The sequence below is a fragment of the Arthrobacter sp. MYb224 genome, assembly GCF_002975455.1.
Classification (GTDB): Bacteria; Actinomycetota; Actinomycetes; order Actinomycetales; family Micrococcaceae; genus Glutamicibacter.
Genome location: NZ_PCPU01000012.1, coordinates 76,574 through 101,808, shown reverse-complemented (window position 1 = coordinate 101,808; position 25,235 = coordinate 76,574). Strand labels below are relative to the sequence as shown.

General features: G+C 59.4%; 27 protein-coding genes. 14 read left to right on the top strand and 13 right to left on the bottom strand.

From position 1 onward, the window contains the following. Positions 1-372 precede the first annotated feature (372 nt). The 5 genes from CQ017_RS17055 to CQ017_RS17035 form a co-directional block, all read right to left on the bottom strand. A complete protein-coding gene (locus tag CQ017_RS17055; protein ID WP_105554719.1) occupies positions 373-2,763 on the bottom strand; it encodes a bifunctional salicylyl-CoA 5-hydroxylase/oxidoreductase in 2,391 nt (796 codons plus the stop codon). 69 nt (positions 2,764-2,832) lie between these two features. Then, positions 2,833-4,464: an AMP-binding protein gene (locus tag CQ017_RS17050; protein ID WP_105554718.1), complete on the bottom strand. Its 1,632-nt coding sequence runs from the start codon at positions 4,462-4,464 to the stop codon at positions 2,833-2,835. 34 nt (positions 4,465-4,498) lie between these two features. After that, positions 4,499-5,392, bottom strand: coding sequence for an acyl-CoA thioesterase II (locus CQ017_RS17045; RefSeq protein WP_105554717.1), 894 nt, complete (start codon positions 5,390-5,392; stop codon positions 4,499-4,501). Next, positions 5,389-5,871, bottom strand: coding sequence for a cupin domain-containing protein (locus CQ017_RS17040; protein ID WP_105554716.1), 483 nt, complete (start codon positions 5,869-5,871; stop codon positions 5,389-5,391). Before CQ017_RS17040 ends, CQ017_RS17045 begins: the two co-directional genes overlap by 4 nt. Before the next feature lie 41 nt (positions 5,872-5,912). Then, positions 5,913-6,773, bottom strand: a complete 861-nt coding sequence (locus CQ017_RS17035; protein ID WP_105554715.1) for a fumarylacetoacetate hydrolase family protein — start codon at positions 6,771-6,773, stop codon at positions 5,913-5,915. Positions 6,774-6,918: 145 nt separating this feature from the next. On the opposite strand from CQ017_RS17035, the gene CQ017_RS17030 reads away from it, so the two are divergent. Then, entirely contained in the window at positions 6,919-7,338 is a 420-nt protein-coding gene (locus CQ017_RS17030) for a RidA family protein (RefSeq protein WP_105554714.1), read from the top strand. Between the two features lie 91 nt (positions 7,339-7,429). On the opposite strand, the gene CQ017_RS17025 is transcribed toward CQ017_RS17030, so the two are convergent. Both CQ017_RS17025 and CQ017_RS17020 read right to left on the bottom strand, forming a co-directional pair. Further along, positions 7,430-8,302 carry a PaaX family transcriptional regulator C-terminal domain-containing protein gene (locus CQ017_RS17025; RefSeq protein WP_105554713.1) on the bottom strand — a complete coding sequence of 291 codons (873 nt, stop codon included), beginning with the start codon at positions 8,300-8,302 and terminating at the stop codon, positions 7,430-7,432. A 162-nt stretch (positions 8,303-8,464) separates the two neighbouring features. Further along, positions 8,465-9,046 (bottom strand): purine-nucleoside phosphorylase, encoded by a 582-nt coding sequence (locus tag CQ017_RS17020; protein ID WP_105554712.1) that lies wholly within the window; start codon positions 9,044-9,046, stop codon positions 8,465-8,467. Positions 9,047-9,190: 144 nt separating this feature from the next. Between CQ017_RS17020 and CQ017_RS17015 the strand changes: the two genes are divergently transcribed. Beyond that, on the top strand, positions 9,191-9,682 hold the full coding sequence (locus tag CQ017_RS17015) for an S-ribosylhomocysteine lyase (protein WP_105554711.1): 492 nt from the start codon (positions 9,191-9,193) through the stop codon (positions 9,680-9,682). A gap of 627 nt (positions 9,683-10,309) precedes the next feature. After that, a complete protein-coding gene (locus tag CQ017_RS17010; RefSeq protein WP_374954803.1) occupies positions 10,310-11,680 on the top strand; it encodes a M16 family metallopeptidase in 1,371 nt (456 codons plus the stop codon). A gap of 83 nt (positions 11,681-11,763) precedes the next feature. Here CQ017_RS17010 and CQ017_RS17005 read toward each other — a convergent pair whose 3' ends face one another. The 3 genes from CQ017_RS17005 to CQ017_RS16995 all read right to left on the bottom strand — a co-directional run bounded on the left by CQ017_RS17005 (position 11,764) and on the right by CQ017_RS16995 (position 13,603). After that, positions 11,764-12,210 carry a hypothetical protein gene (locus tag CQ017_RS17005; protein ID WP_096288159.1) on the bottom strand — a complete coding sequence of 149 codons (447 nt, stop codon included), beginning with the start codon at positions 12,208-12,210 and terminating at the stop codon, positions 11,764-11,766. A 122-nt stretch (positions 12,211-12,332) separates the two neighbouring features. Continuing rightward, positions 12,333-13,034, bottom strand: a complete 702-nt coding sequence (locus tag CQ017_RS17000; RefSeq protein WP_181150584.1) for an alpha/beta fold hydrolase — start codon at positions 13,032-13,034, stop codon at positions 12,333-12,335. A 161-nt stretch (positions 13,035-13,195) separates the two neighbouring features. Next, a complete protein-coding gene (locus tag CQ017_RS16995; RefSeq protein ID WP_105554709.1) occupies positions 13,196-13,603 on the bottom strand; it encodes a hypothetical protein in 408 nt (135 codons plus the stop codon). 196 nt (positions 13,604-13,799) lie between these two features. On the opposite strand from CQ017_RS16995, the gene dapB reads away from it, so the two are divergent. Both dapB and CQ017_RS16985 read left to right on the top strand, forming a co-directional pair. Further along, the gene (gene dapB / locus CQ017_RS16990) at positions 13,800-14,558 is read left to right on the top strand and encodes a 4-hydroxy-tetrahydrodipicolinate reductase (protein ID WP_096288153.1); all 759 of its coding nucleotides are present in this window, start codon (positions 13,800-13,802) and stop codon (positions 14,556-14,558) included. Continuing rightward, on the top strand, positions 14,555-15,016 hold the full coding sequence (locus CQ017_RS16985; protein ID WP_096288151.1) for a hypothetical protein: 462 nt from the start codon (positions 14,555-14,557) through the stop codon (positions 15,014-15,016). Before dapB ends, CQ017_RS16985 begins: the two co-directional genes overlap by 4 nt. Before the next feature lie 90 nt (positions 15,017-15,106). Here CQ017_RS16985 and CQ017_RS16980 read toward each other — a convergent pair whose 3' ends face one another. Next, entirely contained in the window at positions 15,107-15,982 is an 876-nt protein-coding gene (locus CQ017_RS16980) for a hypothetical protein (RefSeq protein WP_105554708.1), read from the bottom strand. Between the two features lie 80 nt (positions 15,983-16,062). Then, the gene (locus CQ017_RS16975) at positions 16,063-17,235 is read right to left on the bottom strand and encodes a heparan-alpha-glucosaminide N-acetyltransferase domain-containing protein (RefSeq protein WP_181148510.1); all 1,173 of its coding nucleotides are present in this window, start codon (positions 17,233-17,235) and stop codon (positions 16,063-16,065) included. Positions 17,236-17,301: 66 nt separating this feature from the next. Between CQ017_RS16975 and dapA the strand changes: the two genes are divergently transcribed. The 5 genes from dapA to CQ017_RS16955 all read left to right on the top strand — a co-directional run bounded on the left by dapA (position 17,302) and on the right by CQ017_RS16955 (position 21,334). Next, positions 17,302-18,213: a 4-hydroxy-tetrahydrodipicolinate synthase gene (gene dapA, locus CQ017_RS16970; RefSeq protein WP_105554706.1), complete on the top strand. Its 912-nt coding sequence runs from the start codon at positions 17,302-17,304 to the stop codon at positions 18,211-18,213. 58 nt (positions 18,214-18,271) lie between these two features. Further along, positions 18,272-19,939 (top strand): ribonuclease J, encoded by a 1,668-nt coding sequence (locus CQ017_RS16965; protein WP_374954802.1) that lies wholly within the window; start codon positions 18,272-18,274, stop codon positions 19,937-19,939. Positions 19,940-20,025: 86 nt separating this feature from the next. Further along, entirely contained in the window at positions 20,026-20,148 is a 123-nt protein-coding gene (locus tag CQ017_RS18455) for a hypothetical protein (RefSeq protein WP_258133780.1), read from the top strand. Between the two features lie 82 nt (positions 20,149-20,230). Further along, on the top strand, positions 20,231-20,737 hold the full coding sequence (locus CQ017_RS16960) for a hypothetical protein (RefSeq protein ID WP_105554705.1): 507 nt from the start codon (positions 20,231-20,233) through the stop codon (positions 20,735-20,737). Between the two features lie 78 nt (positions 20,738-20,815). Further along, positions 20,816-21,334: a hypothetical protein gene (locus CQ017_RS16955; protein ID WP_105554704.1), complete on the top strand. Its 519-nt coding sequence runs from the start codon at positions 20,816-20,818 to the stop codon at positions 21,332-21,334. Here CQ017_RS16955 and CQ017_RS16950 read toward each other — a convergent pair. After that, the gene (locus tag CQ017_RS16950) at positions 21,331-21,642 is read right to left on the bottom strand and encodes a hypothetical protein (protein WP_105554703.1); all 312 of its coding nucleotides are present in this window, start codon (positions 21,640-21,642) and stop codon (positions 21,331-21,333) included. The genes CQ017_RS16955 and CQ017_RS16950 overlap by 4 nt on opposite strands. 220 nt (positions 21,643-21,862) lie before the next feature. On the opposite strand from CQ017_RS16950, the gene CQ017_RS16945 reads away from it, so the two are divergent. The 4 genes from CQ017_RS16945 to CQ017_RS16930 are packed head-to-tail and all read left to right on the top strand — an operon-like array spanning position 21,863 to position 25,039. Continuing rightward, positions 21,863-22,690: an ABC transporter ATP-binding protein gene (locus CQ017_RS16945; RefSeq protein WP_096288127.1), complete on the top strand. Its 828-nt coding sequence runs from the start codon at positions 21,863-21,865 to the stop codon at positions 22,688-22,690. Further along, positions 22,687-23,373: an ABC transporter permease gene (locus CQ017_RS16940; RefSeq protein ID WP_105554702.1), complete on the top strand. Its 687-nt coding sequence runs from the start codon at positions 22,687-22,689 to the stop codon at positions 23,371-23,373. The genes CQ017_RS16945 and CQ017_RS16940 overlap by 4 nt, the downstream gene beginning before the upstream one ends. Then, positions 23,370-24,140 carry an ABC transporter permease gene (locus CQ017_RS16935; RefSeq protein WP_105554701.1) on the top strand — a complete coding sequence of 257 codons (771 nt, stop codon included), beginning with the start codon at positions 23,370-23,372 and terminating at the stop codon, positions 24,138-24,140. Before CQ017_RS16940 ends, CQ017_RS16935 begins: the two co-directional genes overlap by 4 nt. Then, positions 24,137-25,039: an ABC transporter substrate-binding protein gene (locus tag CQ017_RS16930; protein ID WP_105554700.1), complete on the top strand. Its 903-nt coding sequence runs from the start codon at positions 24,137-24,139 to the stop codon at positions 25,037-25,039. The genes CQ017_RS16935 and CQ017_RS16930 overlap by 4 nt, the downstream gene beginning before the upstream one ends. Positions 25,040-25,235 lie beyond the last annotated feature (196 nt).

Sequence of the window (25,235 nt, the reverse complement as noted above, 5' to 3'; positions counted from 1 at the left end):
AATTCAGGAAACCCACCGGAAGTCCGGCGTGATACCGATCCGGTGGGCTTGAGAGTCTCCATGAAAAATCTGGGCTAATGAGGAGCTCATTTTTAACCTCGTGGTTGTCGTTAACATACATATCTGCGGGAGGTGAACTGCACGGTTTTCCGCGGGTCCGTGCGGCGGGACGATTGAACAATGCACAGCCCAATAATCAGCCCAATGGACGCCACTTCGGGCCGGTTGCGCACAGTCCTCTGCGGTTGATTGGGGAATTTTCTAGCTTGGGCCCTGTCCCGGGCCGGATTTTAAGGCAGGAAATTGCCGGGTTCGCAGAACGATGTCGTTCGGCGAACCCGGCAAGTGCGGCATTGCTTGGCTAATTGCCGCCTAGTGGCTGGCTGTCAGGGCCGAGGCATTTGCATCCGGGGTCCAGCGCACATGGGTCAGATCCTCTTCCTGATTCTGCGGCAGCAGGGACAGGCGAGGGCGTACCGCATCGGTGCGCGCGCTTGGCGGCTTGCGGCGCCCGGCCTTGTACTGCTTCGGCCAGAGAGCCGCGGCACCGGCGTAGTCCTGCTCGGCCGCGGCCTGCAGCGTCCACTGCGGGTTGTACAGGTGGGTGCGGCCCAGCGCTATCAGATCCGCACGGCCGGCCAACAGGATAGAGTTCGCGTCATCCCAGGTGGATACCGCGCCGACGGCGATCACGGCCACCCCGGCCGCGGCGGCGACTCGGTTGCGGATCTTGTCCGCAAACGGGGTCTGGTAGCTGCGCCCGAAGGCGGGCTTTTCGCTCTTGACGACCTGTCCGGAAGACACATCGATGAACTGGGCGCCGTGCTCGATGAAGGCTTGGGAGATCAGCACCGCATCATCATCGGTGTTCCCACCCTCGGCCCAATCGGTGGCCGAGACACGTACGCCCAAGGCCTTGTCGGCCGGCCAGATCTCGCGCACCGCGTCGAGTACCTCCAGCGGGAAGCGCAGCCGGTTGGCGAAGCTGCCGCCGTATTCATCGGTGCGCTGGTTCGACAGCGGGGAAAGGAAGGAGGAAAGCAGGTAGCCGTGGGCCATATGCACTTCCAGCGCGTCGAATCCGGCGGCGTCGGCGCGGCGGGCGGCGTCGACGAACTGCTGGCGGACCTCATCCATTTGGGTGCGGTCCATTGCCACGGGGACATGGCAGCCTTCCCCGTAGGGCAGCGCGCTTGGAGCCAGCACCTCCCAGTTGCCTTCTTCCAGCGGCTGGTCGATGCCTTCCCACATCAGCTTCGTCGAGCCCTTGCGGCCCGAGTGCCCGATCTGCGCACCGATCTTCGCCTGCGAGTTGGAATGCACATATTCGGTGATGCGCTTCCAAGCGGTGGCCTGTTCATCGCTGTACAGCCCGGTGCAGCCCGGGGTGATGCGCCCGATGTCGGAAACGCAGACCATCTCGGTCATCACCAGCCCTGCGCCGCCCTGGGCCTTTGAACCCAGATGCACCAAGTGGAACTCCCCGGGGACGCCCTCGGAGGCCGAGTACATGTCCATCGAGGAGACCACCACTCGGTTGGCCAGTTCGATGCCGCCTAGGGTGTAGGGCTGGAACATAGCCGGGGCGCTGTGCTGCTGCCCGTTGAGCCTGGCGAAGTTCGCCTCAACGGTCTGCGCGAATCCGGGATCGCGCAGCTTCAGGTTTTCGGCGGTGATGCGCCGGGATCGGGTGAGCAGGTTGAAGCAGAACTGCACCGGGTCCTGGTCCTTGTACTGGCCGATATTCTCGAACCACTCCAGCGAGGCCTGGGCGGCGCGCTGGGTGGATTCCACCACCGGGCGGCGTTCGGTCTCATAGGCGGCCAAGGCGCGATCCACGTCCGCGTGCTCGTGCAGGCAGGCTGCCAGGGCCAGGGCATCCTCCATGGCGAGCTTGGTTCCCGAGCCGATGGAGAAATGGGCGGTATGCGCGGAGTCGCCGAGCAGTACGATGTTCTCGTGGCGCCAGTTCTCGTTGCGCACCGTGGTGAAGTTGATCCATTTCGAGTTGTTGGTCAGCACCTTGTAGCCGGCCAGTTCGTCGGCGAAGATTTCGGTGACCTTGTCCACCGCCTTCTGATCGCTCACACCGGGGGCGAAAACCTCGTTCTCGGTCTCGTCGAACCCGGCTGCGCGCCAGACATCCTCGTGCATCTCCACGATGAAGGTGGAGCCCTCATCGGAGTACGGGTAGCCGTGGATCTGCATGGTACCGGCGGCGGTTTCCTTGACGAAGAACTTGAAGGCCTCGAACACCTGGTCGGTGCCCAGCCACATGTACTTGGAGGTGCGCGGATCCAGCGAAGGCTTGAAGGACTGGGCGTACTTGGTGCGCACCGCGGAGTTCAGCCCGTCGGCGGCCAGCACCAGATCGTATTCGGCAGATAGCTGCTCCACGTCCGGAGCCATGGTGGAGAAGCGCACATCCACACCCAGCTCGATGCTGCGACGCTGCAGCAGTTCGAGAAGTTCCTTGCGGCTCATGGCGGCAAAGCCCTGCCCGCCTACGGTATGCATCTGGTCGCGGAAGTGGATGTCGATATCGCTCCAGCGGGCGAAGCGCCGTGACATGTACTCGGCCACCACCGGGTCGGCGTTGCCGATGCCGCCCAGGGTTTCGTCGGAAAACACCACGCCGAATCCGAAGGTATCCGATGCTGCGTTTCGTTCCCACACGGTGACCTGGTGGTTCGAATCGAGCTGCTTCATCAGGGCCGCAAAGTAGAGTCCGCCCGGGCCTCCGCCGATAACTGCAATTTTCATGATGTGTCCTTTCAACAACCCCAAAGAGGGGAGCGGGGGCCGGCAAGGCCCAGATAAGTTATTAGGGGGTTAAGCGACCGGTGATCCGTTGGCCGCTTCACGGAGCTTGAAATGCTGCAGCTTGCCGCTGGGATTGCGCGGCAGCTCCGTAACAAAACGGACCTCGCGCGGGTACTTGTAAGGTGCGATCGTGGCTTTGACGAAGTCTTGCAATTCCTTGACCTTCGCATCGCTGGCCTCGGCACCTTCGACGAGGACCACGAAGGCGCAAACGATCGATCCGCGGTTTGGATCCGGGCGGGCGATCACGGCGTTCTCCAGCACGTCCGGGTGCTGGTCGAGGGCCTGTTCGACCTCCGGTCCACCGATGTTGTAGCCGGAGGAGACGATCATGTTGTCGCTGCGCGCTTGATACACAAAGTAGCCATCTTCGTCTTTGTAGAAGATGTCTCCGGTGATATTCCAGCCGTTGCAGATGTAGTTATGCTGCCTCTCGTCATCGAGATAGCGGCATCCGGTAGGCCCGATGACCGCCAACCGGCCTGGCTCGTTCGGAGCGGCTTCGTTGCCAGCTTCGTCCAGGACCGTTGCTCGGAAGCCAGGAATCGCTTTGCCGGTGGCGCCGGGTCTGATGTCCTGACCCGCTGCGGAAACGAAGACGTGCAGCAGCTCGGTCGCGCCAATGCCATTGACCAATTCCAGCCCCGTGGCGTCCTTGACCTGATGCCAGGTTTCTGCCGGCAGATGTTCCCCGGCGGAAACCGCGACGCGCAGCGGCTTGAGCAGGTCCTCTTTGCCGTTTTTGAGGATCGCGCGATATGCGGTGGGAGCGGTGAACAAGATGGTCGCACCGGCTTGATGGGAATACTCGGCCAGCTCCACCGGTGTGGCTCGTTCGGTCAGCAGCGAGCTGGCACCGAAGCGGAAAGGGAATACGACCAGGCCACCGAGGCCGAAGGTGAATGCCAATGGGGGAGACCCCGCAAAGACGTCATCCTGGGTGGGTTGGAGGATGTAGCGGGCAAAGGTGTCCGCGTTGGCCAGCACATCGCGGTGGAAATGCATGGTGATCTTGGGAACGCCGGTGGTGCCCGAGGTCGGTCCAAGCAATGCCACATCGTCGGCGGCCGTATCCACCGCAGTAAAATCACCTGATTTGCGCTCGGCCAGCTTGACCAGGTCATCGTTGCCCGCGCCGCCGTAGCTGAGGACCGGATACCCGCCGTTGCTAGCCTGCCGCGCGTCGTCGGCGAAACGGTGATCGGTGATGAGCAGCAACGGGCGCGTCAGCTCGGCCAACTTGCTGATCTCCGCGGCACGCAGCGCCGCCATCGTGGTGACCACTACTCCGCCGGCCTTGAGCACGCCAAGCCAGGAGGCGACGAGCCAGGAATTATTCGGCCCGCGCAGCATCACCCGGTTTCCGGGACGCAGGCCATAGTCCTCGACCAGCACCTGGGCAACCTGATTGGCCTGGCGTTGCAACTTGCCGTAGGAAAGACTGGTGCCATCCGGAGCCAGCAGCGCGGTGCGATCCGCGCCGAAATCCGCCACGGTCTGGTCGATCAGGACCTGCGCGGCATTCATCCGTTCCGGGTATTGCAGCTCGGGCAAGGTGAATTCCATTGTCGGCCACAGCTCCCGTGGAGGGAGGTGGTCTCGGGTGAAGGTATCTTCATGAGCTGAGGGTGATAGTTCCATAAGGCAACTCCGTTTGGTGATTCGTTCGGATGTCCTAGTCAGTGGTGGTCCGCGCGGGGCGGATCATCCCTTCTTGGGCGACGGTGGCCAAGAGCTTTCCTTCGCGGGTGTAAAAACGCCCAAGGGCCAGACCGCGGTTATTTTGGCTGGACACGGCTTCTTGGGCATACAGCACCCAATCGTCCATGCGGCCTTCCCGGTGGAACCACATGGAGTGATCCAGGCTGGCCGTCACCAGACCCTGGTCTGCCCAGCTCAGCCCGAGGCTGCGCATGATCGGCTCCAAGATGGTGTAGTCGCAGACGTAGGCCAGGGCCGACTTCTGGATGATGGCGTCATCCGGAAGGGGCGAGAACGCGCGGATCCATACGGCCTGCTTGGCGGTTTTTTCACGCTCACCGGGTAGATAGATTGGCTCGGGCACGTGGCGCATATCGAAGCTCCGTCCGCCGGCCCAGTACTTGGCGGCATCGCTTTCGACTCCCTGCAGGACGTCGGCAGCGCTTGCCAGCGTTTCCGGATCTAGATCCAGCGATTCGCCCGGAGCGTCCTGGGAATATTCGGCACCGTCTTCGGGGACGTGGAAAGAGCCCAACGCCGCAAAGACGGGTTTGCCATTCTGGAACGCACGTACTTGACGGGTGGAATATCCGCGTCCATCGCGCAAATGCTCCACCTCGTAGCGCACCGCCTGGTGCATATCCACTGGGCGCAAGAAGTACGAGTGCATCGAGTGCAGGGAACGATCGGTGTCCACCGATTTCATCAGGGACAACGCGCCTTGGGCAACCATGTCTCCGCCGTAGGCCTTGGGCCATGGAACGTACTGCGGAACCGCGGTGAACGCCTGGTCGAAGACTTCGGCCTCGCACTGGGTGAGTTCGATGGCGTCGAGGAATACTTGCGCGGAAAGTGCGGTGGTGTTCATGCTCGGCGGTATCCTTCCAGCGAGTCGTCGGAAACATCGGGCAAGTTCACCACGATGTTTTCCGGGGTACGCGCGGTGAGCCACACCAGCTCCTCGGTTACCGACATATTCGCTTCCACATGCGGCATGAAGGGCGGGACGAAGACCCAGTCTCCGGCCTTCATATCTGCGTACTGTTCATAGTTTTCGCCGAAGTAGATCCGGCCATGGCCGCGCAACACGTAGCCGCCAGTTTCAGCTTCGCCGTGATGATGAGGCAAGGAGCGGTAGCCAGGCACATTGGAGACCTGACCGAACCAGATCTTCGTGGCGGGCGTGTGCTGGATGCTCACACCCGAAACGCGGATGCAATCCCCGGACTGCGCGGTATTGGTGTCTTCCGATCCGGCGCGGGTGACCACAGGGACGACCTGGCCATTTTCGGAGGCGTAGATCGAATTGTCGCCTTCGGTGCGGTAGGTCATTGGTGCTTCAGTCATGGTGTTCTCCTTCGAAATGAATGATGCTTGATAGTTGGCTATTAATGTGTTGCCGCCGGAACGTCCACGCGTAGCCGGAAGCGGTTTATTAGGGTTCCGATTCCTGGAATTTCTGTTTGGAGCTCGTCTCCGTCGCAGAGGAAGCGTGGTGGATTCATGCCCATGCCGACTCCGCCAGGCGTCCCGGTCAGCACGATGTCGCCGGGACGCAACGTGGTGAATTCGGAGATGTAGGCGATGAGCCGGGCCGCTGAGTAGACAAAAGTTGAGGTGTTGCCGCGTTGGACTTCTTCGCCATTAATTCGGCAAATGACCTCTACGCCCATCTCCGGGTCGATTTCTTCGGCAGTGGCGAGCACCGGGCCCAGCGGCGTCGTGCCGTCGAAGGCTTTGCCTTGGAACCATTGCAGTGTGCGGCGCTGCCAATCGCGCATCGAAATATCGTTGGCCACGGTGTAGCCGGCAATGGCGGCTGTGGCTTCTTCTTCGGAGGCGTTGGAGATCTCGGCTCCGATCACTACCGCAAGTTCGGCTTCCCAATCAACGTCGCTTGAGACGGTGCTGATGATTTCCGAATCCGGGCCGGTGAGGGTGTCGGCGAACTTGGCGAACAAGGTGGGGTATTGAGGAAGTTCGCGTCCCATCTCCAAGATGTGATCCGCGTAGTTCAGGCCACAGCAGATCACCTTGGAGGGCGCGGGAACCGGGTTAAGCAGCTGAACTTCGTCGGTTGGGATCAGTGAGTCCTCGCCGTGATTTTCAAGTATCCGGGAGGCGGTGGTGAACCAAGCCTCTTCTTTCAAAAGCTCGCTGAGATTGCTGGCTGGAAGCGGGAGGTAGCCCTGAGCAACCTGGATCGCGGCCAGGGACTTCCCTCCAGCTTGAATCGTTGCGAGTTTCATTAGTGTGTTCCCCTTGGTCGTTCGGCACTGAATCTATGTGTCGACTTTTTTACTGCCGTCACGTAAGCTCAATGTAGCACGCATCACAAAGATGGCGCTAGAGCCAAATGGGGCAAATTTGATTGGCCCGGAACAGGAGCAGGACATGACTGAAACCAAGCTTCACCGCAATGAGACGATCAACCCGGCTTCCATGGCGAAGCCCTCTGGCTATGCCCATGGAATGAAAGCCGGAGACACGGTCTACCTTGGCGGACAGACTGCCCTGGACAAGGATATGAATATCGTTCCCGGCGGAATTGTCGAGCAGTTCAAGCAGGTGTTCTCCAACGTGCTGACCACTCTGGTTGAAGCGGGCGGGCACCCGGAGGACCTGGTAAGCGTCACCATTTACCTCACCGACGTTGATGACTACATGGCCAATGGCCGCGAAATTGGCCGACTGTGGCGTGAAATGGCTGGCACCGAGTACCCGGCCATGGCCGGAGTTGGTGTCACGCGCCTGTGGCAGAAGGAAGCGCTGATCGAAATTCAGGGCGTCGCGGTGATTCAGGATCGCAACTAGGCACTAGAAACAGCAAAGGACCACGAAATCACCGGGTGATTTCGTGGTCCTTTGCTTGCGTGGGGAGCTCGGTTAATTTATACGGGTTGTATCAGTCTTCCGCACCGATCACACGTTGGGCATGGCGGGCCGCCATTGGCGCCAAGAGAGTGTGCAGGTCGTGGAATAGATCCTCGGCCTTTAACGCATTCCATCCATCTGGGAGCAGTTCTGCCGGCAGCCCGGGGTCGGAATAGGGGAGCCGGCGCCACTGGGTCAGCAGAATCAAATGATCTGCGAATGCCCGAGCCTCAAGCTCATTGCTGTCCCCGCTGCCGACGCGTTGCCGCCAGCTTTCCAACCTGCCGCGATTTTCGTTCAAAAATTCAGAATAAAGCTGATCGAGTGAGTCCAGATCCCACCACGAATCAAGATTCTTCTGAATTTGCGCACCGCCGATGTGCTCGGCAAGGAAAAACTCGAAATACTCATTCAAGCCGTGCCGGGAGAAATAGGCCAATGCCGCGTCCTTGGCATGTTCTGGGGCAATCCATAGTCCTGGAACCACCGAACCGAAGCCCATCCGCACCAGCGAAGAGCGGATTTTATGCCGAATATTCCGCTGGGTTTCGGGCACGGTAAACGTCGCCAGCAGCCAGCGGTCTTGGGCCGTGGCCCGGCGCGGATGGAAGATGCGCTCATCGCCTTCGGCGAAAGTGGTCAATACCGATTCAGCCAACGAGTACCCGCTTCGGCCTCGCACCTGAATGCTCTCGATGACTCCCCGTTTTTTCAACCGAGATATCGAGGAGCGAGTTCCGGCTGATTCAACTCCCACATCCTGCATCAACGTGATGATCGTGGCCACCGGCAGCGCTCCACCGTGCTGGCGAGCATAAAGTCCGAACAGCGAGACAATCAACTGATGATGACGAGGCACAGAGAGGTCTCCTGCACTGACACGTGCGTTTGACGGTGCCGTCATGAAACTTTCTCCGTTCGATGCATGTGGTTCGATTCTAGTGCGAACCGCAGGTGAGAGAACGCAAGGCAACGGGATTGCGCCTGGTGTTCGGCTCATCGGCCGCAGCCGATGTTCAGCCGCTCACCTGTCCGACGAAACCGCCCAGCTCTTGAGCCCTCAGTATTATTTAGCGGCGTCGATTGCCGAGCTCAGGTGCGCATCATAGAACTCGCGAAGCTGAACGCTCTTGGCCACGACAATCGCATCCCAGTCATCCATGCTGGTGGCGCTGTCGGCGTAGTCCGATGGCACCTTGAAGATCTGCAGCGGAACGTCGAACCGCTGGCACATGCTGGCATAGGCGTAGCCCTCCATATCCACCAAAGCCGCGTTCAGCCCGGAGATGTGCGTGCGCTGCTCGTCATTGCTGACAAATACGTCGCCGGTGGCCATGGTCGCCTGCGTATCTGGCAGCAGGATCTCACCGGCAGGCACTACGTCGGCCGAGGCCAATGGGAAGTCGTGCTGGATCAATCGGGTGACCTGATAGATCGTGTCCAAGCTGGGGCGGTCTTCGTCGGCGCTGCCGACGACACCGGCGGTGCCCAAAACGATTACTCGCTCAACGTTGCCCTCGGCGAGCGCACCGGCAAGAGCTACCGAGGCGTTGACCTTGCCTACCCCCGAGACCACATGCGGTACGTCCGTAAAAGCTGAGGCTTCGTCACTGTGCGCGAATACAAGCAGGGTCTTCTGATCCGACATTGGGTTCCTCTCAACAACAAACAAGTCTTTGGCACGGGCTGGAAAATACGGTGAAAGAGCAACCAGTGTTCGCATCAGAGTTTATCGGTTACGGACGATGAAGTTTTTCGATTTTGCTCACGGGGGAGCGGATAGACTGAAACTATGAGTGATATTGAACTTGCCGAAGTCGAAAGTTTCGCCCTGGATCACACCAAGGTCAAGGCCCCCTACGTGCGTCGCATCGGGGTGGACCATGGTCCCAAGGGGGACGCCATCTCCAACTACGACATCCGTTTTGTCCAGCCTAATCATGGTGAGATCCCTACTGCGGGCCTGCACACTATCGAGCACACGCTGGCCGGCCTGATCCGTACCCGTTTCGAGGGCCTGATCGATTTCTCGCCTTTTGGTTGCCGTACCGGGTTCCATCTCATCGCATGGGGCGAGCCAACGCCTGAAGAAGTTGCCGCGGCGATCAAATCTTCCCTGGAAGATCTGGCAGAGCGCGTCACCTGGGATGATGTTCCGGGCACCGAGGCAGTCAGCTGCGGCAACTACCGTGACCACAGCCTGCACTCGGCCAAGGAATGGGCCAAATTGATCTTGGAGCAGGGCATCAGCCTCGACGCGTTTGACCGTACCAACATCGCATAGCCGGCGGCATCGCATAGTTTCTCTGCTCACTGCCTTAGTTTGTGCGCACCGGATCCCTTCGTGGCTATTGAAATATCCTGCGTGGAGTATTTGAATGGACGGATAGCCGCAATAGCGGGGAATCGTTCACCGGAGCTAAGGGGAAAATAATATGGAATCAACCGATCCAGATTTTCCGAGAGAACCAGGCTGGCCATCTCCTGCCGAGCCACCGCGGCCGAACGTGCCGGACCATCCAACGACTCCCGCCGCTCCTCCAGATCCGACTACTCCACCTGACCGACCCGACCCGGGCGGTCCCAGCATTCGACCACCGTTTGATCCGACCACGCCTAGCGATAGCTGAGCAGCTGAACCAGCGGCAGGTTCTTGGCTCTCAACTCCGTCTGTCGATGCGTTTCACTCAAGGTCCGGCTCACCTGTTGGTGAGCCGGACCTTGATTGCCGTTGCTTCGAGTCGGGCTGCTTAGGCGACGTATCTTCGGAAAGCCTTGAAAATGAAGCGCGGCCAGCAATTGAGAGGTTGCCCCTAGTTCCACGTATTCGACTGCGGGGCTGTGGGAGAATAGGGACAATGTTCTGCCCGGACCAAGGCTCCGGGACCCAATGATTTAAGGATGTTTCTCTGTGGTCATGATTCCGTTGCCATTGCACTCGGTAGAGGCTCAACAGTTCTCTCCGATTGACCCGGCTGACCCCTCGCTGGTCCACCGCGGTGAAGGTGGCGCGGAAGTTCGCCGCAGCATTCTTCCGGGAGGCGTCCGTGTACTGACCGAAGCCATGCCAGGCCAGCGTTCGACCACCGTTGGTTTCTGGGTCCCGGTGGGATCCCGAGATGAAGAAGCCGGACACTACGGCTCGACGCATTTCTTGGAGCATCTGCTGTTCAAGGGAACCAAGAAGCGCACCGCACTTGAAATAGCTCAGTCCTTTGACGCGGTAGGTGGCGAATCGAACGCCGCGACGGCGAAGGAATCAACCTGCTACTACGCGCGAGTGCTGGACACTGATCTGCCGATGGCGATGGATGTCATCGCGGACATGGTGACTTCCGCGGTAATCGATCCGCTGGAGCTGGAGCAGGAGCGCGGGGTGATCATCGAGGAACTTGCCATGGACGCCGACGACGCCACCGAGGTCGCCCACGAACGCTTCGTCGCCAAGGTTTTGGGCGATCATCCGCTGGCTCGCCCGATAGGCGGAACCCCGGCCGAGATCATGGAGATCTCCCGCGAGGCAGTGATGGAACACTACCGGGCCCACTACCGCCCGAGCGAAGTGATCATCACCGCAGCTGGTTCGCTGAACCATGATGAATTGTGCTCCATGGTGCTCACTTCGTTGTCCGAGGCTGGCTGGGACCTAGATCCCATGGCCGTGCCCGAGCCTCGCCGTTCTTCGGAACCGGCACAGATCGTTTCGGTACCCGGCATAGAAGTCATCAACCGTCCGGTCGAGCAGGCCAGCATCATCATCGGCTGCCCTGGCATTAGCGGACAAGACGACCGGCGTCAGGTCCTCGCGGTCCTCAACGCGGTCCTCGGCGGCGGCATGAGTTCACGACTCTTCCAAGAAATCCGTGAAAAGCGCGGTCTTGCCTACTCCACTTATTCATTCTCGGCCGCATACACGGATGCCGGTTACTTCGGCATGTACGCAGGTTGCTCACCGGCAAAAGCCGGGGAAGTCATCGGCTTGCTCGAATCCGAGCTGGACCGTTTGGCAAGCGACGGCATCACCGATTCCGAGCTGGCTCAGGCCCAAGGCCAGCTCGCCGGCGGAACGGTGTTGGCACTGGAAGACCCGGGAAGCCGTATGTCGCGTCTGGGTCGGGCCGAGATGGTCACCGGCGAATTCCAGGACATAGATGAGGCGCTGAGCCGCGTAAACGCGGTCACCACCAAGGACGTACAGGCATTGGCTCAAGAGCTTGCGGCCAAGGAGCGGACCATCACCGTGGTTGGCCCATTCGAGTCGGCGCAGGCGCTCGGACGCTAAACGCAAGCAGAGAATTTGCAGGGACGCGAGGTCGCACTAAATGTTGCTTGACCTGGCGTCCCTTCATTTGTGCCGGAAAAACGCTATCCCTTGTTGTATTTGCCTCGAGTGGCGACGTACGAGGCCGCGGTGCAAGTGTCGGGAGCGTTGTTGATTGCCTTGCAGGCTCGCACGCGGAACCCGTTGACGGTGAGCGAATAGTACGGAATGACGCGCTTGGAATCGTCTCGATAGTATTTTGTCGTTCCCGCACCACACACGTTGGTGGTCAGCCGGGACCATCCGGTATCCGGAGCATTGTTGCGTACTCCCTGGTATTGGTAGTAGACGCACTTGCCATCGCGATTGTCATCGGTGAGCGCCAGATTGAAACCGATGCTTCGATTGTCATCGCGCCATACTTTACCGCTGCTTTTCGCCCAAGAATTGTCCATGTTGTAGCTCTCGTAGGCCTGTGCGGGAACCGCCAGAGTCGTGGCTGCCAGGGTAAGCGCTGCCGCTGCTGCAAATGTTCGCAGAGTGCGCCTCATCGCTTACCTCACATGCTGGGTTGATGTTTCTCAGGGCAACCCTATGCCGAGCGAAACTCTAATTCAAGGGGTTGGAGATACAGGTTTGGACAGTCCGCCAATACACTTCTTGCTTTTGAACGTCAGCACGTTGACGCTGAAACAGCCGAATTTTTTGCTTTGCGTACAAGCTCAGCGAGCTCTTCGAAATGCGAGTAATTAAAACCGTGAGCAGCGTTCTGGAACACCGTCAGTTTCGCCTGCGGGGCCTTAGCCGTCAGCCGTAGCCCAAATTCAGGCGGTGAAAGTGAATCTTGCGTACCGCAGACCACATCCACGGGAACGGGGACGGTGCGCAACAGATCAATGGTCGAGTAGTCGAGCATTTCCGAGCAGCTCTTAGCCCACCACGGAATCCCGCAGCGTAGGTAGTCAACGAGCAGGATCGCCTTGACCGCGTTCCACTCTTGAGGGAAGTCTTGGATTAAACGGCGCGCTTGACGAAAAAGCGTGTCTTCCCGGTCATTGACCGCGGGTGCGGCAATGATGAGGTGTTCGAGCAGTTCGGGTCGGGTCCGTGCAATCTCAATGGACACCTGTGCCCCCATCGAATGCCCGAGAATCACCGCATTTTTCACGTTGAGCGTGCGCAGCGCTAGGGACACTTCGTGGGCGAAGCGTGCCACGCTGACTGGGCGTCCATCATCCATATTTTTGCCATGCCCGGGTAGCTCGGGCACAATCACTCGATGGTCACAGGCCAACTCCGTGGCCAGAGGAGTGAAATAGCGGCTTGAAGCTCCCAACCCGTGGATGAGAACCACGTCCGGACCTTCGCCGGCCACGCGCACCGATAATCGAGTGCGCAAAGACTCCGGGACCTGTCCAAAATAACCGTGCCGCACACATAACCTTCCGTCCGCGGACGATTCCACGAAAAATCTAGTATTCAGTTAACTGAGGATCAAGGATAGCCAATCATCGCGAGCAATGGTGCATTGCAGCTTTAAGGCAGACCCACCGCGTGTTGCTCGATTGCCGGCCAAAGGTCCTTGGGGAAGAGCTTTTCAACGTTTTTTTGATAGTCGCTGCCGTCACCGGGAGTGCTTACTTCACTGCCATCGGCACGGAAAGGGTAGGAATGCCCCTGGTCTATTTCCTGATCGGGTGCCGAGGCTGCGGTCACGCAAGTCGCCCAGCCATAGGTGGTATCGGCGTCCTGACGGAAAACTTCGACTTGGCATGATGGCGTGTCGATCCACGAGCTTTCCTGCTCCAGCAGATCAACGAGCCTAGAGCGCTCTTCATCGCTTAACGACGTCGGTACATCGCCGGAACCGCAAGCGACAGTTCCACAAGCAACAGCAAATAAGATGAATGTGATAGCGCGCCATCGCTTCAGGACGGTCCCCATTACTTGACAACTCCTAGAAAGATCCTGTCTTCCATTTTTCCTTGTGAAGAATTGAATTACAAGCTACACGCCGTATATCTCGAGATGATCGCAAAATCTTGGAGGTGGATCCCCGCGGTGCCGTCGCGACTGGATCAGGCGCAGATCACGTCACCGATGCGAAGACCTGCAGGGTACAGGCGATAGGCTTAAACCCATGAGTGCACAGATTAAGGTTGCGGTGCTTGGCGCCGCAGGACGAATGGGCGCGGAAGCGGTTAAAGCCGTCTCCGAAGCCGCCGATATGGATCTCGTGGCGAGCCTTGGACGAGGCGCAGACCTGAAAGAAATTCTTGAGGCAGGCGCAACCCACATCGTTGACCTGTCGGTACCGACAGCCACCGAAGCCAACGTGCGCTTCGCCGTGGAGAATGGCTTGCACGCAGTAGTGGGAACCACCGGGTGGGACGACGAGCGCCGTGCGAAGCTTGAGCACCTGCTCGCGCAGCACCCCGAAGCAGGTGTGCTGATCGCCCCAAACTTTGCTCTTGGTTCGGTGCTTGCCAGCGCCTTCGCGGCCACGGCCGCAAAATACTTTGAGTCGGTAGAGATTATCGAACTGCACCACCCCAACAAGGTGGATGCACCCAGCGGCACCGCGGTGCGCACCGCCGAGCTGATTGCCGCAGCCCGCAGGGACGCCGGCGTGGCGAAAAGCCCGGACGCAACGGAAACCCAACTTGACGGTGCCCGAGGCGCCCTCGTGGACGACGTGCACGTACATTCAGTGCGTCTGCGCGGTCTGGTGGCCCATCAGGAAGTTCTTTTCGGCGGCCCCGGCGAGCAGTTCACCCTGCGCCACGATTCTTATGACCGGGCATCCTTCATGCCAGGGGTGCTGCTCGGCCTGCGTACCGTCGCCTCGCGCCCAGGACTTACCTATGGGCTCGACGGCTACTTGGAGTTGGGCCAGTGAAAACCAAACTATGGGTAGGCGGCATTCTGCTGCTGTTCGTTTTGTATATTGCCATGTCCTTCACCCAAGCGATGCGCTTCATGCGCACCGGCGAACCGATCGCCATCGCCATAGGCGTTGCGGTCTTCGTCATTCCTGCGCTGGGCGTGTGGATCTTGATCCGCGAGATTCTCTTCGGACTGCGCACCGAGAAGATGGGAAAAATTCTCGCAGAACTCGGCGAACTGCCGGAAGACTTGCCACGCATGCCCTCGGGCAGGTTCGTGCGAGAAGCTGCTGACGCTGACTTCCCGATCCACAAGCAAGACGTCGAGGCCCATCCTGAATCCTGGAAGTCTTGGTACCGCTTGGCTTTGGCTTATGACGCCAGTGGAGACCGGAAACGTGCACGAGCTTCGATGCGAACTGCCGTGAATTTCTTCGTGGCCGAGAAGAACGCGAGCACAACGAGCAAGTGATCTGAACACATGAAACGGCAGGAGCTTCGCAACCTACTCTTGGTTTCGAAGCTCCTGCCGTTTTAATTGAGATATTTCAGAAGTCTAGCTCTAGTGGATGGGGAGCCAGATGCAGCGCTCTACGGAGTCGTCATTCTCCACCACGTTGTAGAGCCGCCACCCGCCGGGTTCTCCGCCCTCAGTGCCTTGATCTTCAAGTCCAGCAATGCTGATCCCGCGGATCTCACCAGATGAGAATTCCTCCTTGGCTTCCGTCGTGGGCGCCAGGTAGTAGGGCTCGTCAAAGGGCACGACATCGCCGGGCAGTTCTTCATTGCAAACGCCGCCGTAGCCGCGTTCGGGGCCCGTTTGAACGGGAAGCCAGATCTTGTCCTCGCCAAATTGCTCGACGGCGATGGTTCGCGTTTCCTCCCAGGTTCCTCCCTCTGCGCATGATCGGTCCTCATCGAAGATGGTGCGACGAGTTTCCGTAATCTCTATGCCACCGGGTATGGCGGTCACCTCATTGATGAAATCACCGCAGCTTCTGCTGGCCGCTACAGGGTGGATTAATTGTTCTGGCTGTTCGATGGCCGCTAGCCAGATAAACCAAAGCGAGGAGAAGCTGTTGCCGTCTAGCATTTCGACCGGCGCTAAGGCATCTTCGACTCCATCGCCGTTCATATCCGAATAGACTACGTCCCCAATGGAGTATTCGGCGGTGTTGAGGTTCGCCTTGCCGTTCTTGAACTGAAGCGCTGTGGATTCTTCGGAACCGTATCCGTCGCTTAATTCCCATAACGCGTTGTCAAGATCAAATTCGCGAAGGCTTGGGGCAGCGGGGGATTCGGATGGTGCAGATGAAGGTTCGCGCGGTGGATCGATGGGCGCCGAAGAGCATCCGATGAGCGCAAGAGCAAGCAAAATGCACGAAGATTTGAGCGGAATATTATGCAGCCTCTGCCGGGAATGGACGCGTTTGATCATAAGGAAAGTCTAACTAATCCCTTGTCAGTTGGCCTAATAGCGAGATGCATATTTCTTGCCTTCGGGGACTGGCGGAGAGCTTAGCTTGGGTTCTCTTTGTGGTCCGCATTCGGCAATTCACTCAGGTAGCGAATTCCAGCTTCCAGCGGGCCTGCCCTACGGGTGTGGTGCAAGATCAACGCGGTGAGCAGCATCAGCACGCACAATACCCACCATTGGGTCCACTGCGAGAGCCCCAGCTGCAGCATCGGCAACAAGATCAAATGACCGATGTAGAGTGTCAGCGGAGCCCTCCCGGCGCTTGCAATGAGCTGGCCGAAATAGCCCAGATAGGGGATTGAGAGCAGCGATACCGCCAAGAGCGCAACGGCGCAGGCGGCTGCATGAATGGTGAAAATCAGCGACCCTGAGTGCGCGGTGGGAAGCCAAATATAAGCGGATTGAGTCATGAACGAGTCGAGGTTCCCGGACGGTGAGCGCCCGGTGACCAGCGCGGTAAACAGCTGCGAGCGAGGAACCCCGGAGACCGCGCCGATCCCATCGACCCAAGGCAGGATCTTCAGCCATCCAATGAGCAGGCTTAGCGCCGCGACGACTACCGAGCCAGCTGCCAACCATGCCACCGTGCCTCGGCTAGCCAGTCGAAGTTTCCCCACAGCTACCCCGAGCAGGCCATAGCCGATCCAGATCAGCAGCGGGTAGTACCCGGTGACCAGCAGGTCCTCAAGCAGCAATCCCGGGTGCGCAAAGTCGGTGAAGGTCGGGTTGTGGTTCAGCGACGCTCCGGCATCACCGGCCGCCAGCGGCCGCCAGATGAGTGGAGCGAGCAGCAGCCAGCCACCGGCCAGTGCCCACAGAACTTTCGCTGGCACGAATAACGCCGGGATCAGCACGAGGAACAGCAATCCGTAGTGCACCAGGATGTTCGCGATGGACTCGTTCGCCGGGCCGATCAGCATGCCCAGCGCCGCGATAACCGCCGCGCGGCGCAGCAGCACCAGCGACGAGGACTTGCGATCCATGCCCTTGCGTTCCAGCGCGCGGGCGAACAAGGTCAGCGAAACACCGGCGAGCACCATGAAGAGCACCGAGGAGCGGCCATTTGCCGCGGCTCCGGTCAGGGTTGGCTGCAGCGCACCCGTCGCATCGCGGGCGAAGAGATCAAAGATATGGGCGGCAAACATTCCCAAGATGGCTAGCGCCCTGGCTGCATCTAATCCGGGCAGTCTGCGGGCCTTTGTTTCCACGTCCATAGACATATCGCATCACGGAACAACATGAATATGCCATCAAGACACTTCCGCGTGTAGATTTAAGCCATGGCAACTAGTGAAATTGATAATCAGTCGTTCCCGTTCGGTACCGTGCTGACCGCGATGGTCACCCCCTTCACCGAGGCAGGTGAGGTTGACTATGATGTCGCCGCCAAGCTGGCTGTCAAACTCGTTGATGAAGGCTGCGACGGTCTGGTCGTCACCGGCACTACCGGGGAGACCTCGACGCTCACCGACGAAGAGAACATCGAAATGTTCCGCACCGTCGTCAATGCGGTGGGCGACCGCGCAGCGGTGCTGGCAGGCTCCACAACTAATGACACTCGCCACTCCATCCGTTTGTCGCTCGGTGCTAAGGAGGCCGGAGTTCACGGCATCCTGGTCACCGCGCCTTATTACAACAAGCCAAGTCAGGCTGGAATCATCGCCCACGTGAAGGCGATTGCCGAGGCCATTGACCTGCCGATCATGATGTACGACATCCCTGGACGCACCGGAATCGCGCTGAGCCCGGAAACTATCATTGAATTAGCGCAGATTCCTCAGGTCATTGCGTTGAAGGATGCAAAGGCCGACTACCAGTCGACCACCACCGTGCTGGCTAACACCGATTTGCACGTGTACTCCGGGGACGACGGACTGACTTTGCCACTGATGGCAGCCGGCGCCGCCGGTGTCGTTTCCGTGACGGCTCACGTCGCAGCGGCTAAGTACCGTACGCTTGTTGATGCGATGCATGCCGGGGATTTGGCGACTGCACGCGCTACACACTTCGAGCTGGACCCGATCCAGCGCGGCATCATGGGCCACATTCAGGGCGCAGTTGCCGCAAAATATGGACTTCACTGGCAGGGTGTCCTGCCGAACACCGTCGTTCGATTGCCGCTACTGGCACCATCGGACGCAGAACTCGATGCCATCCGCGCGGACCTACGTGAAGGTGGATGGGATCTTTAACGAAAGGGCTTAACCACTTATGACTGAAAGTTCAGTAGGCAAGGCCGATACTGCGCGTATGCAGAAGCCGACCAAGCTGAAGAAGGGGACCCTACGTACCGTTCCGCTGGGCGGATTGGGCGAGGTCGGCCGCAATATGACCGTTTTCGAGATCAACGGCAAGCTGTTGATCATCGACTGCGGTGTGCTCTTCCCCGAAGAGCACCAGCCGGGCGTTGACCTGATTCTGCCCGACTTCTCCTACATCAAGGATCGTCTGGACGACGTGGTGGGCGTAGTGCTCACCCACGGCCACGAAGACCACATCGGTGCGGTTCCGTACCTATTGCGTCTGCGCGAAGATATCCCGCTGTATGGTTCGAAGCTGACCCTTGCCTTCATCGAAGCCAAGCTGGCCGAGCACCGCATCAAGGCGATCACCAACGTGGTCACCGAGAATGAAGTGGCTCAGATCGGCGAGTTCGAGTGCGAATTCGTCGCGGTGAACCACTCGATCCCAGACGCGCTGGCCGTGTTCGTGCGTACCGAAGCCGGTACCGTGCTGCACACCGGTGACTTCAAGATGGATCAGCTGCCGCTCGACGGCCGCATCACCGACCTGCGCCACTTCGCCAAGCTCGGCGAGGAGGGCGTGGACCTGTTCCTCACCGACTCGACCAACGCCGAGGTGCCGGGCTTCACCGTCGCCGAACGCGAAATCGGTCCGGTGCTGGAAGCGAAGTTTGCTCGGGCCCGCCGCCGGATCATCGTCGCCTCCTTCTCCTCGCATGTGCACCGCGTCCAGCAGGTGCTGGATGCTGCAGCCGTGCACGGCCGCAAGGTTGCTTTCATCGGCCGTTCGATGGTGCGCAATATGGGCATCGCCGAGCGCCTCGGCTACCTGCACATCCCGCAGGGGGTCGTTGTTGACCTGAAGCAGGTTGACCAGCTGCCGGATCACAAGGTGGTGCTGATGTCCACCGGTTCGCAGGGTGAGCCAATGGCGGCACTGTCCCGCATGGCCAACGGTGAACACAAGGTCCAGATCAACCCGGGTGACACCGTGATCCTGGCCTCCAGCCTCATCCCGGGCAACGAGAACGCGGTCTTCCGCGTGATCAACGGCCTGATGCGCTTGGGCGCCGAGGTCATCCATAAGGGCATGGCCAAGGTCCACGTTTCCGGCCACGCCTCGGCCGGTGAGCTGTTGTACTGCTACAACATCGTCCGTCCGAAGAACGTTCTTCCGGTCCACGGCGAAACCCGCCACCTGATCGCCAATGGCCGTTTGGCCGCGCTGTCCGGTGTTCCGGAAGAGAGCGTCATCCTCGCGGAAGACGGTTCGGTCATTGACCTCAAGGACGGCGTAGCCGAACTCGTTGGCCAGGTCGAATGCGGTTACGTCTACGTGGATGGTTCCAAGGTCGGCACCATCACCGACGAGGACCTCAAGGACCGTGTCACCCTGGGCGAAGAAGGTTTCATCTCGGTGATCACCGTGATCAACCGCCAGAACGGCACCTTGATCTCCGGGCCAGACATCCACGCCCGCGGCGTGGCCGAGGACGATGCGGTCTTCAACGAGATCAAGCCAAAGATCGCCGCAGCGATCTTGGAGGCAGTGGCTAACAATCCAAACCACTCCACCCACCAGCTGCAGCAGATCGTGCGCCGCGTCATCGGTTCGTGGGTGTCGCGCAAGCTGCGCCGCCGTCCGATGATCGTTCCGGTAGTGCTCGAAGCCTAAGCTTCAATCCTCGAAATGCCCCAAACCACCAGCGGTTTGGGGCATTTCGTGTATCCAAGGCAAGGAACTCTGCCGATGCTGGGGCCATGTTAACGCTCCGCGCGCAGCGTTCAGCCAGCTTGCTGCTCCCCAGACTGGGCCTGCTCGGCTGCTGGCAGCGGCGGGATTCCCTGACCGCCAAGCTCGGGTCCGTGGGGCAAACGACCTGAACGACTAACCGGCAAAGACTGACGTATCACTGCAACGCATTAAATATCGACAAGTCAAATAGCAATCGGATATGATCACCATATGGTGAAAATTGCTGGGCAGAAGGCCGAATCGTTCACTTTGCCGCTCTTCGGGCTGGCGATCCTGGCCGGCATTGTGTTTGGCGCCGCGCTCGGCGCCGCAATTTTCTGGCCAATTCTGGCTAAGGAATCACCGTTCTCGCTGTCCGGCATTGGTGGGGGGCTGGTGCTGGCCTTGGCCAACGGCGCGTGGATCGGCGCGATCGCCGCGGTCTTTCCCGCCACGGGGGCAACCATCGCCCTGGCGATTCGTGAGAAGAAGCGACCCGCAGCTACCGGAAACTCCCAGGCGCTGATGGGCGCGATCGGTTCCGCCGCCGGCGGGGTCTTCGTGGTACTGGCGCTCGGCGCAATTTTCTCCCAAGCGCTGGACCTCGTATCCGGGCTTGCCTCTGCTTTGGCCTTCCTCATGCTGTGCTTCGCTATCGCGTGGATGAGCATTCGTGGGCTAGCGCAACGAAGGGCAGCAACTTGGATTCGGCCACAGTCGGCAGCACCCGCGGAATAGGCAAGGCTCCAATCGAAGCGCATCTCCTCGGTGCAGGTCCAATCACTAAGACTTTCAAAACCCGACAGGAACGAATCCGTGGAGATCTCTGAGCAAACGCGCGGTGTCGGGAACAATCAACTGGTAACAAAAAACAAATGGCGATTTCTGCCGCTGCTTTGCGGATCAGGATGGGCGATCTTGTTGCTTGTCGTGGATCCGTTGCTTGCCCGTGCCCCTTGGTGGACTTATCTCGACGCGGGTTTGTGGTTTGCACTGGGTTTCCCGCTGCTGCCGTGGCTCGGATTCGCTGGGTTGATGGCGTTCCTTGGATTCGTCGTTTCAACTCGGGTGAGCGTTCTGCTGTTCACGTTGCTCTCGCTGGCTCTGGGAATTATTCCAAGCACCATATGGGCACTGCTGCTGAGCGATGCTTTCCCTGAGGCTGGAGTATTCCGAATCACCGCTGATCTATCGCTGGCTGCCGGGGCAATGGTGATCCCGCTGTCCTTCGTGGCGCTTATCAGAACGATGATCGTGCGATGGAAACAGGCAAAGCTCCGTCCAGCGAACGGTTGTGGAGGTCGGAGCATTCCGTCTTCGGCGAAAAGCGACTAATTCCAGCCCAAGCGATCTCGAAGCGGAAGAACCGATATCGGAACCTGGACCGGAGTTCCTGCATACCCAGGAGTCAGTGTGGTCTCACTTAGAATTTTTCCTGTTTGGACGTCCACGACCGTCATTGAGACCCATTCCTGCTGCATGTTTTCGTCAAGGACCAACCCGGTGGCCGCATCGAGGGTCAGCACCGAATCCCACATTTCTGTCAGTAATTCTGCTTCGGGGCCAGTCACCGCTGGCGCAGAGGCCGTAAAAATCCCGGTGGTCAGCGAGAGGGACGCTAGGACAACGGCGGGGATAAGCAAGATATTCCTCCAAAAGTAGTAACTATGTTTATGTCGATCCTAATGTGGCTTGAAGGTTTAGTGCGTATTGTCTCGAAGATCGAGCGAAAATCAATTCATAGTCTGCCGTGCCGTCAACGGATTTTTAGGGCAGAATTAGGCTCAACGCCACCGCAAGGAGCCAATGTATGCACAGGCACGACGCAGCTGATCACAACGAGCTAGTGGGGAGCAACAGTGCATGATCGAATTTGATACCGTTTCCAAGCACTATCCAGACGGCACCACAGCTGTTGAGGACTTCAGCCTGACGATTCCAGCCCATCGCACCACCGTATTCGTGGGTTCCTCTGGTTGCGGCAAGACGACACTGCTGCGCATGATCAATCGCATGGTTGACCCCAGTGCCGGCACGGTCCGCATAGACGACCAGGATGTATCCACAAAGCCCGCGGTGGGCCTGCGCCGCAGTATCGGCTACGTCATGCAGAACTCGGGGCTTCTCCCGCATTTCACCGTGGCAGAGAACATCGCCACGGTTCCCCGGCTCGAAGGCAAATCTCGCAAGGTTGCCCGAACCCGGGCACTGGAACTTATGGAGACCGTAGGCCTGCCCTCAACCATGGCTGACCGATACCCGCACCAGTTATCCGGAGGCCAGCAGCAACGTGTCGGAGTGGCCCGTGGCTTGGCTTCTGACCCGAATATTTTGCTCATGGATGAGCCCTTCGGTGCCGTCGATCCCATTGTGCGCGCCGAACTGCAGCAGGAACTGATTCGGCTGCAACAAGAACTTGATAAGACGATTGTCTTCGTCACCCATGATATCGATGAGGCATTCCTCCTCGGCGACCAGGTGGTGATCCTGTCCGCCGGTGCGCAGAAGCTGCAGGTGGGTAGCCCGAGTGAAATCATTGAAAACCCAGCCAACGAGTTCGTGGCTTCTTTCATCGGCACAGACCGTGGAGCCAGAGCACTGAGCGTCAAAAATACGCCCCACGGTGCCGTGCTCGTGGATTCCCAAGGCCGGACCCAGGGAAGACTCGTCGAGGACGGATCCAAGGCGTGAACTGGATACTCGAGAATCTGGGACTCATCGGGTCGCTGTCGCTAGAGCACTTGCGGCAGAGCCTGATAGCGATCGTCATCGGATTCCTGCTTTCCATCCCGCTGGGCTGGGTAGCTTGGCGATTTCGAATCGTTCGCGGACCGGTAGTGACAACCACCGGCCTGCTCTACACCATCCCCTCGCTCGCGTTGCTGATGCTCCTGCCGGTGCTCACCGGAATGAGCGCGATCAGTGAAGCCAACCTGATCGTGGCACTGAGCATTTACGCGATTGCGATTATGGTCCGCGGCGTCGTGGACGGACTGGACTCCGTAGACCCTGCCGCGCGCGCGGCCGCAACTGCCGTGGGCTACGGGCCCGGGCGCCGGTTTTTCGAGGTGGACCTGCCGCTTGCCGGTCCGGTGATTCTCGCCGGACTGCGCGTCACCGCGGTCAGCACCATCTCGCTAGCGACCGTGGGAATCTTGGTGGGTGTGACGAACCTGGGATACCTGTTCACGAACGGCCTCCAGCGGCGCATCATCGAAGAAGTCTTTTCGGGGATCCTTGCGGTGGCCTTGATTGCCCTGGCCATCGACTTGTTCTTAGTCCTCCTCGGACGATGGCTGATGCCTTGGACACGTCAAATTAAGCAACCAAAGCGAAAAGCTACGCATGCGGCCAGAATGCGGGTGTCGCTATGAACCTGATTGCCAAGGCACTTGAATGGATTTCCGCGCCAGAGCAGTGGGAAGGCAGCGGGGGACTGCAGGCATTGCTTGGCCAGCATCTGCTGTTCACGGTGGCGGCGGTGCTTCTTGCGGGAGTCATTGCCATCCCTGCCGGTTGGGCGATCGGGCACACCGGCATTGGGCGCGAGATCGCCGTGGGCGCCGCGGGTGTCGCCCGTGCGATACCTTCTTTCGGCCTGCTGATCTTATTGGTGCTGCTCTTTGGCGTGCTGCACAAACCCGAAGCAGCCATGGTCGCCTTTGTTCTACTGGCCATCCCTTCGCTGCTGGCCGGAGCCTATACGGGGTTTGAAGCCATAGACCGCAAGACCCTTGACGCGGCTCGGTCTATGGGGATGACCGAGTGGCAGATCCTCTTCAAGGTTGAAATCCCGCTCGGCCTGCCGCTGGTCGTAGGCGGAATCCGGTCAGCCATGCTGCAAGTGGTCGCAACGGTGACCATCGCGGCCTACGTGAACCTTGGCGGGCTGGGCCTGCCAATTATTACCGGGCTGAATCTGCGGCGCTTCGACATGGTTCTCGGCGGAGCGCTCATGGTGGCGGTGCTTGCGCTGCTCCTGGACCTGTTGTTCGCCGTGATTCAAAAGACGGCAGTTCCGGAGGGCCTGGGAAAAGCTAGGAAGAAGGCACCGCGCAAGCTCGCCCCAGACAAAACCGCCGGTGAAGATGCAAACCCGAAAATAGATCACTCGACATCCCAGGAAAGGGAAAAGCCATGAAACTGAAACGCACTATCCCGAGCGCAGCCGCAATGCTGGCCGGCAGTCTTGTCTTGGCTGGTTGCGCAGGGGGAGACCCGCTGGCAACCGAGAGCAACGCCGAACAAGGCGGCGGAGAAACGATTGTTGTCGGCTCGCAGGCCTACTACTCGAATGAGATCGTTGCCGAGATCTACGCCCAGGCGCTGGAAGGTGCCGGCAAAGAGGTGGAACGCAAGTACAGCATTGGTCAGCGGGACGCGTACATGCCTCAGCTCGAAGAGGGCAGTATCGATGTGTTCCCCGAGTACACCGGCAATCTGCTGCAATTCTTCAAGGAAGACACCGAAGCGCGTGCCGCCGATGAGGTCTACACCGAGCTGACGTCGGAGCTTCCGGATTCTCTGGCGGTCCTTGAAGCGGCCGAGGCCTCTGACCAGGACTCCTACACCGTGACCCGGGCGTTTGCTGAGGAAAATAACCTGAAGTCCATCAAGGACTTGGCGAATGTTAGCGAGCCGTTGACCCTCGGCGGGCCACCGGAGCTTGCCGAACGCCCCTACGGCCCTAAGGGGCTCGAAAGCGTCTATAGGGTGAAGGCTGACTTCTCCGGGACCGGCGACACCACCGTTGAAGATCTGGTCGCCGGCACGGTGAACATTGCCAACGTGTTCACCGCCGACCCGCGCATCAAAACTGAAGATCTCGTGGTGCTAGAAGATCCCGAGTCGCTGTTCCTGGCTTCGAACGTCGTTCCGGTGGTCTCCGCCGAGCTGTCAGCGGATCTGGCCGAGGTGCTCAACCCGGTTAGCGAAAAGCTGAGTGCCGAGACCCTGGTTGAGTTGAATGTGCAAAGCACCGTTGACCAGAAGTCGGCCGCCGATATCGCTTCGGCCTGGTTGACCGCTGAAGGGCTTTAATGCCAGATCCTCTCTAGGCTGGATATCCAGGAGATCGCCCGCCGTACCCGGAAATTCCGGGTACGGCGGGCGATCTATTTTTGTTCCGAGGTGCGCTGCGGCCTATCCGGGCGAGCGGGGCTGGCGTGGGTTCAAGGAGACGGCGGGCCGTCATCGTTTTGACTTTTGAGAATGATTCTCATTAGTGTTTACGATT

Coding starts and splice junctions, on each gene's coding strand:
- CQ017_RS17045 (WP_105554717.1), bottom strand. CDS start 5,392: ATGAACACCACCGCACTTTCCGCGCAAGTATTCCTCGACGCCATCGAA.
- CQ017_RS17005 (WP_096288159.1), bottom strand. CDS start 12,210: ATGAGGCGCACTCTGCGAACATTTGCAGCAGCGGCAGCGCTTACCCTG.
- CQ017_RS16960 (WP_105554705.1), top strand. CDS start 20,231: ATGGTGAAAATTGCTGGGCAGAAGGCCGAATCGTTCACTTTGCCGCTC.
- CQ017_RS16945 (WP_096288127.1), top strand. CDS start 21,863: ATGATCGAATTTGATACCGTTTCCAAGCACTATCCAGACGGCACCACA.
- CQ017_RS17025 (WP_105554713.1), bottom strand. CDS start 8,302: ATGACGGCACCGTCAAACGCACGTGTCAGTGCAGGAGACCTCTCTGTG.
- dapA (WP_105554706.1), top strand. CDS start 17,302: ATGGCAACTAGTGAAATTGATAATCAGTCGTTCCCGTTCGGTACCGTG.
- CQ017_RS17050 (WP_105554718.1), bottom strand. CDS start 4,464: ATGGAACTATCACCCTCAGCTCATGAAGATACCTTCACCCGAGACCAC.
- CQ017_RS16930 (WP_105554700.1), top strand. CDS start 24,137: ATGAAACTGAAACGCACTATCCCGAGCGCAGCCGCAATGCTGGCCGGC.
- CQ017_RS17040 (WP_105554716.1), bottom strand. CDS start 5,871: ATGACTGAAGCACCAATGACCTACCGCACCGAAGGCGACAATTCGATC.
- CQ017_RS16975 (WP_181148510.1), bottom strand. CDS start 17,235: ATGGACGTGGAAACAAAGGCCCGCAGACTGCCCGGATTAGATGCAGCC.
- CQ017_RS17015 (WP_105554711.1), top strand. CDS start 9,191: ATGAGTGATATTGAACTTGCCGAAGTCGAAAGTTTCGCCCTGGATCAC.
- CQ017_RS17020 (WP_105554712.1), bottom strand. CDS start 9,046: ATGTCGGATCAGAAGACCCTGCTTGTATTCGCGCACAGTGACGAAGCC.
- CQ017_RS16995 (WP_105554709.1), bottom strand. CDS start 13,603: ATGGGGACCGTCCTGAAGCGATGGCGCGCTATCACATTCATCTTATTT.
- CQ017_RS16980 (WP_105554708.1), bottom strand. CDS start 15,982: ATGATCAAACGCGTCCATTCCCGGCAGAGGCTGCATAATATTCCGCTC.
- CQ017_RS16935 (WP_105554701.1), top strand. CDS start 23,370: ATGAACCTGATTGCCAAGGCACTTGAATGGATTTCCGCGCCAGAGCAG.
- CQ017_RS16965 (WP_374954802.1), top strand. CDS start 18,272: ATGCAGAAGCCGACCAAGCTGAAGAAGGGGACCCTACGTACCGTTCCG.
- CQ017_RS18455 (WP_258133780.1), top strand. CDS start 20,026: ATGTTAACGCTCCGCGCGCAGCGTTCAGCCAGCTTGCTGCTCCCCAGA.
- CQ017_RS17035 (WP_105554715.1), bottom strand. CDS start 6,773: ATGAAACTCGCAACGATTCAAGCTGGAGGGAAGTCCCTGGCCGCGATC.
- dapB (WP_096288153.1), top strand. CDS start 13,800: ATGAGTGCACAGATTAAGGTTGCGGTGCTTGGCGCCGCAGGACGAATG.
- CQ017_RS17055 (WP_105554719.1), bottom strand. CDS start 2,763: ATGAAAATTGCAGTTATCGGCGGAGGCCCGGGCGGACTCTACTTTGCG.
- CQ017_RS17030 (WP_105554714.1), top strand. CDS start 6,919: ATGACTGAAACCAAGCTTCACCGCAATGAGACGATCAACCCGGCTTCC.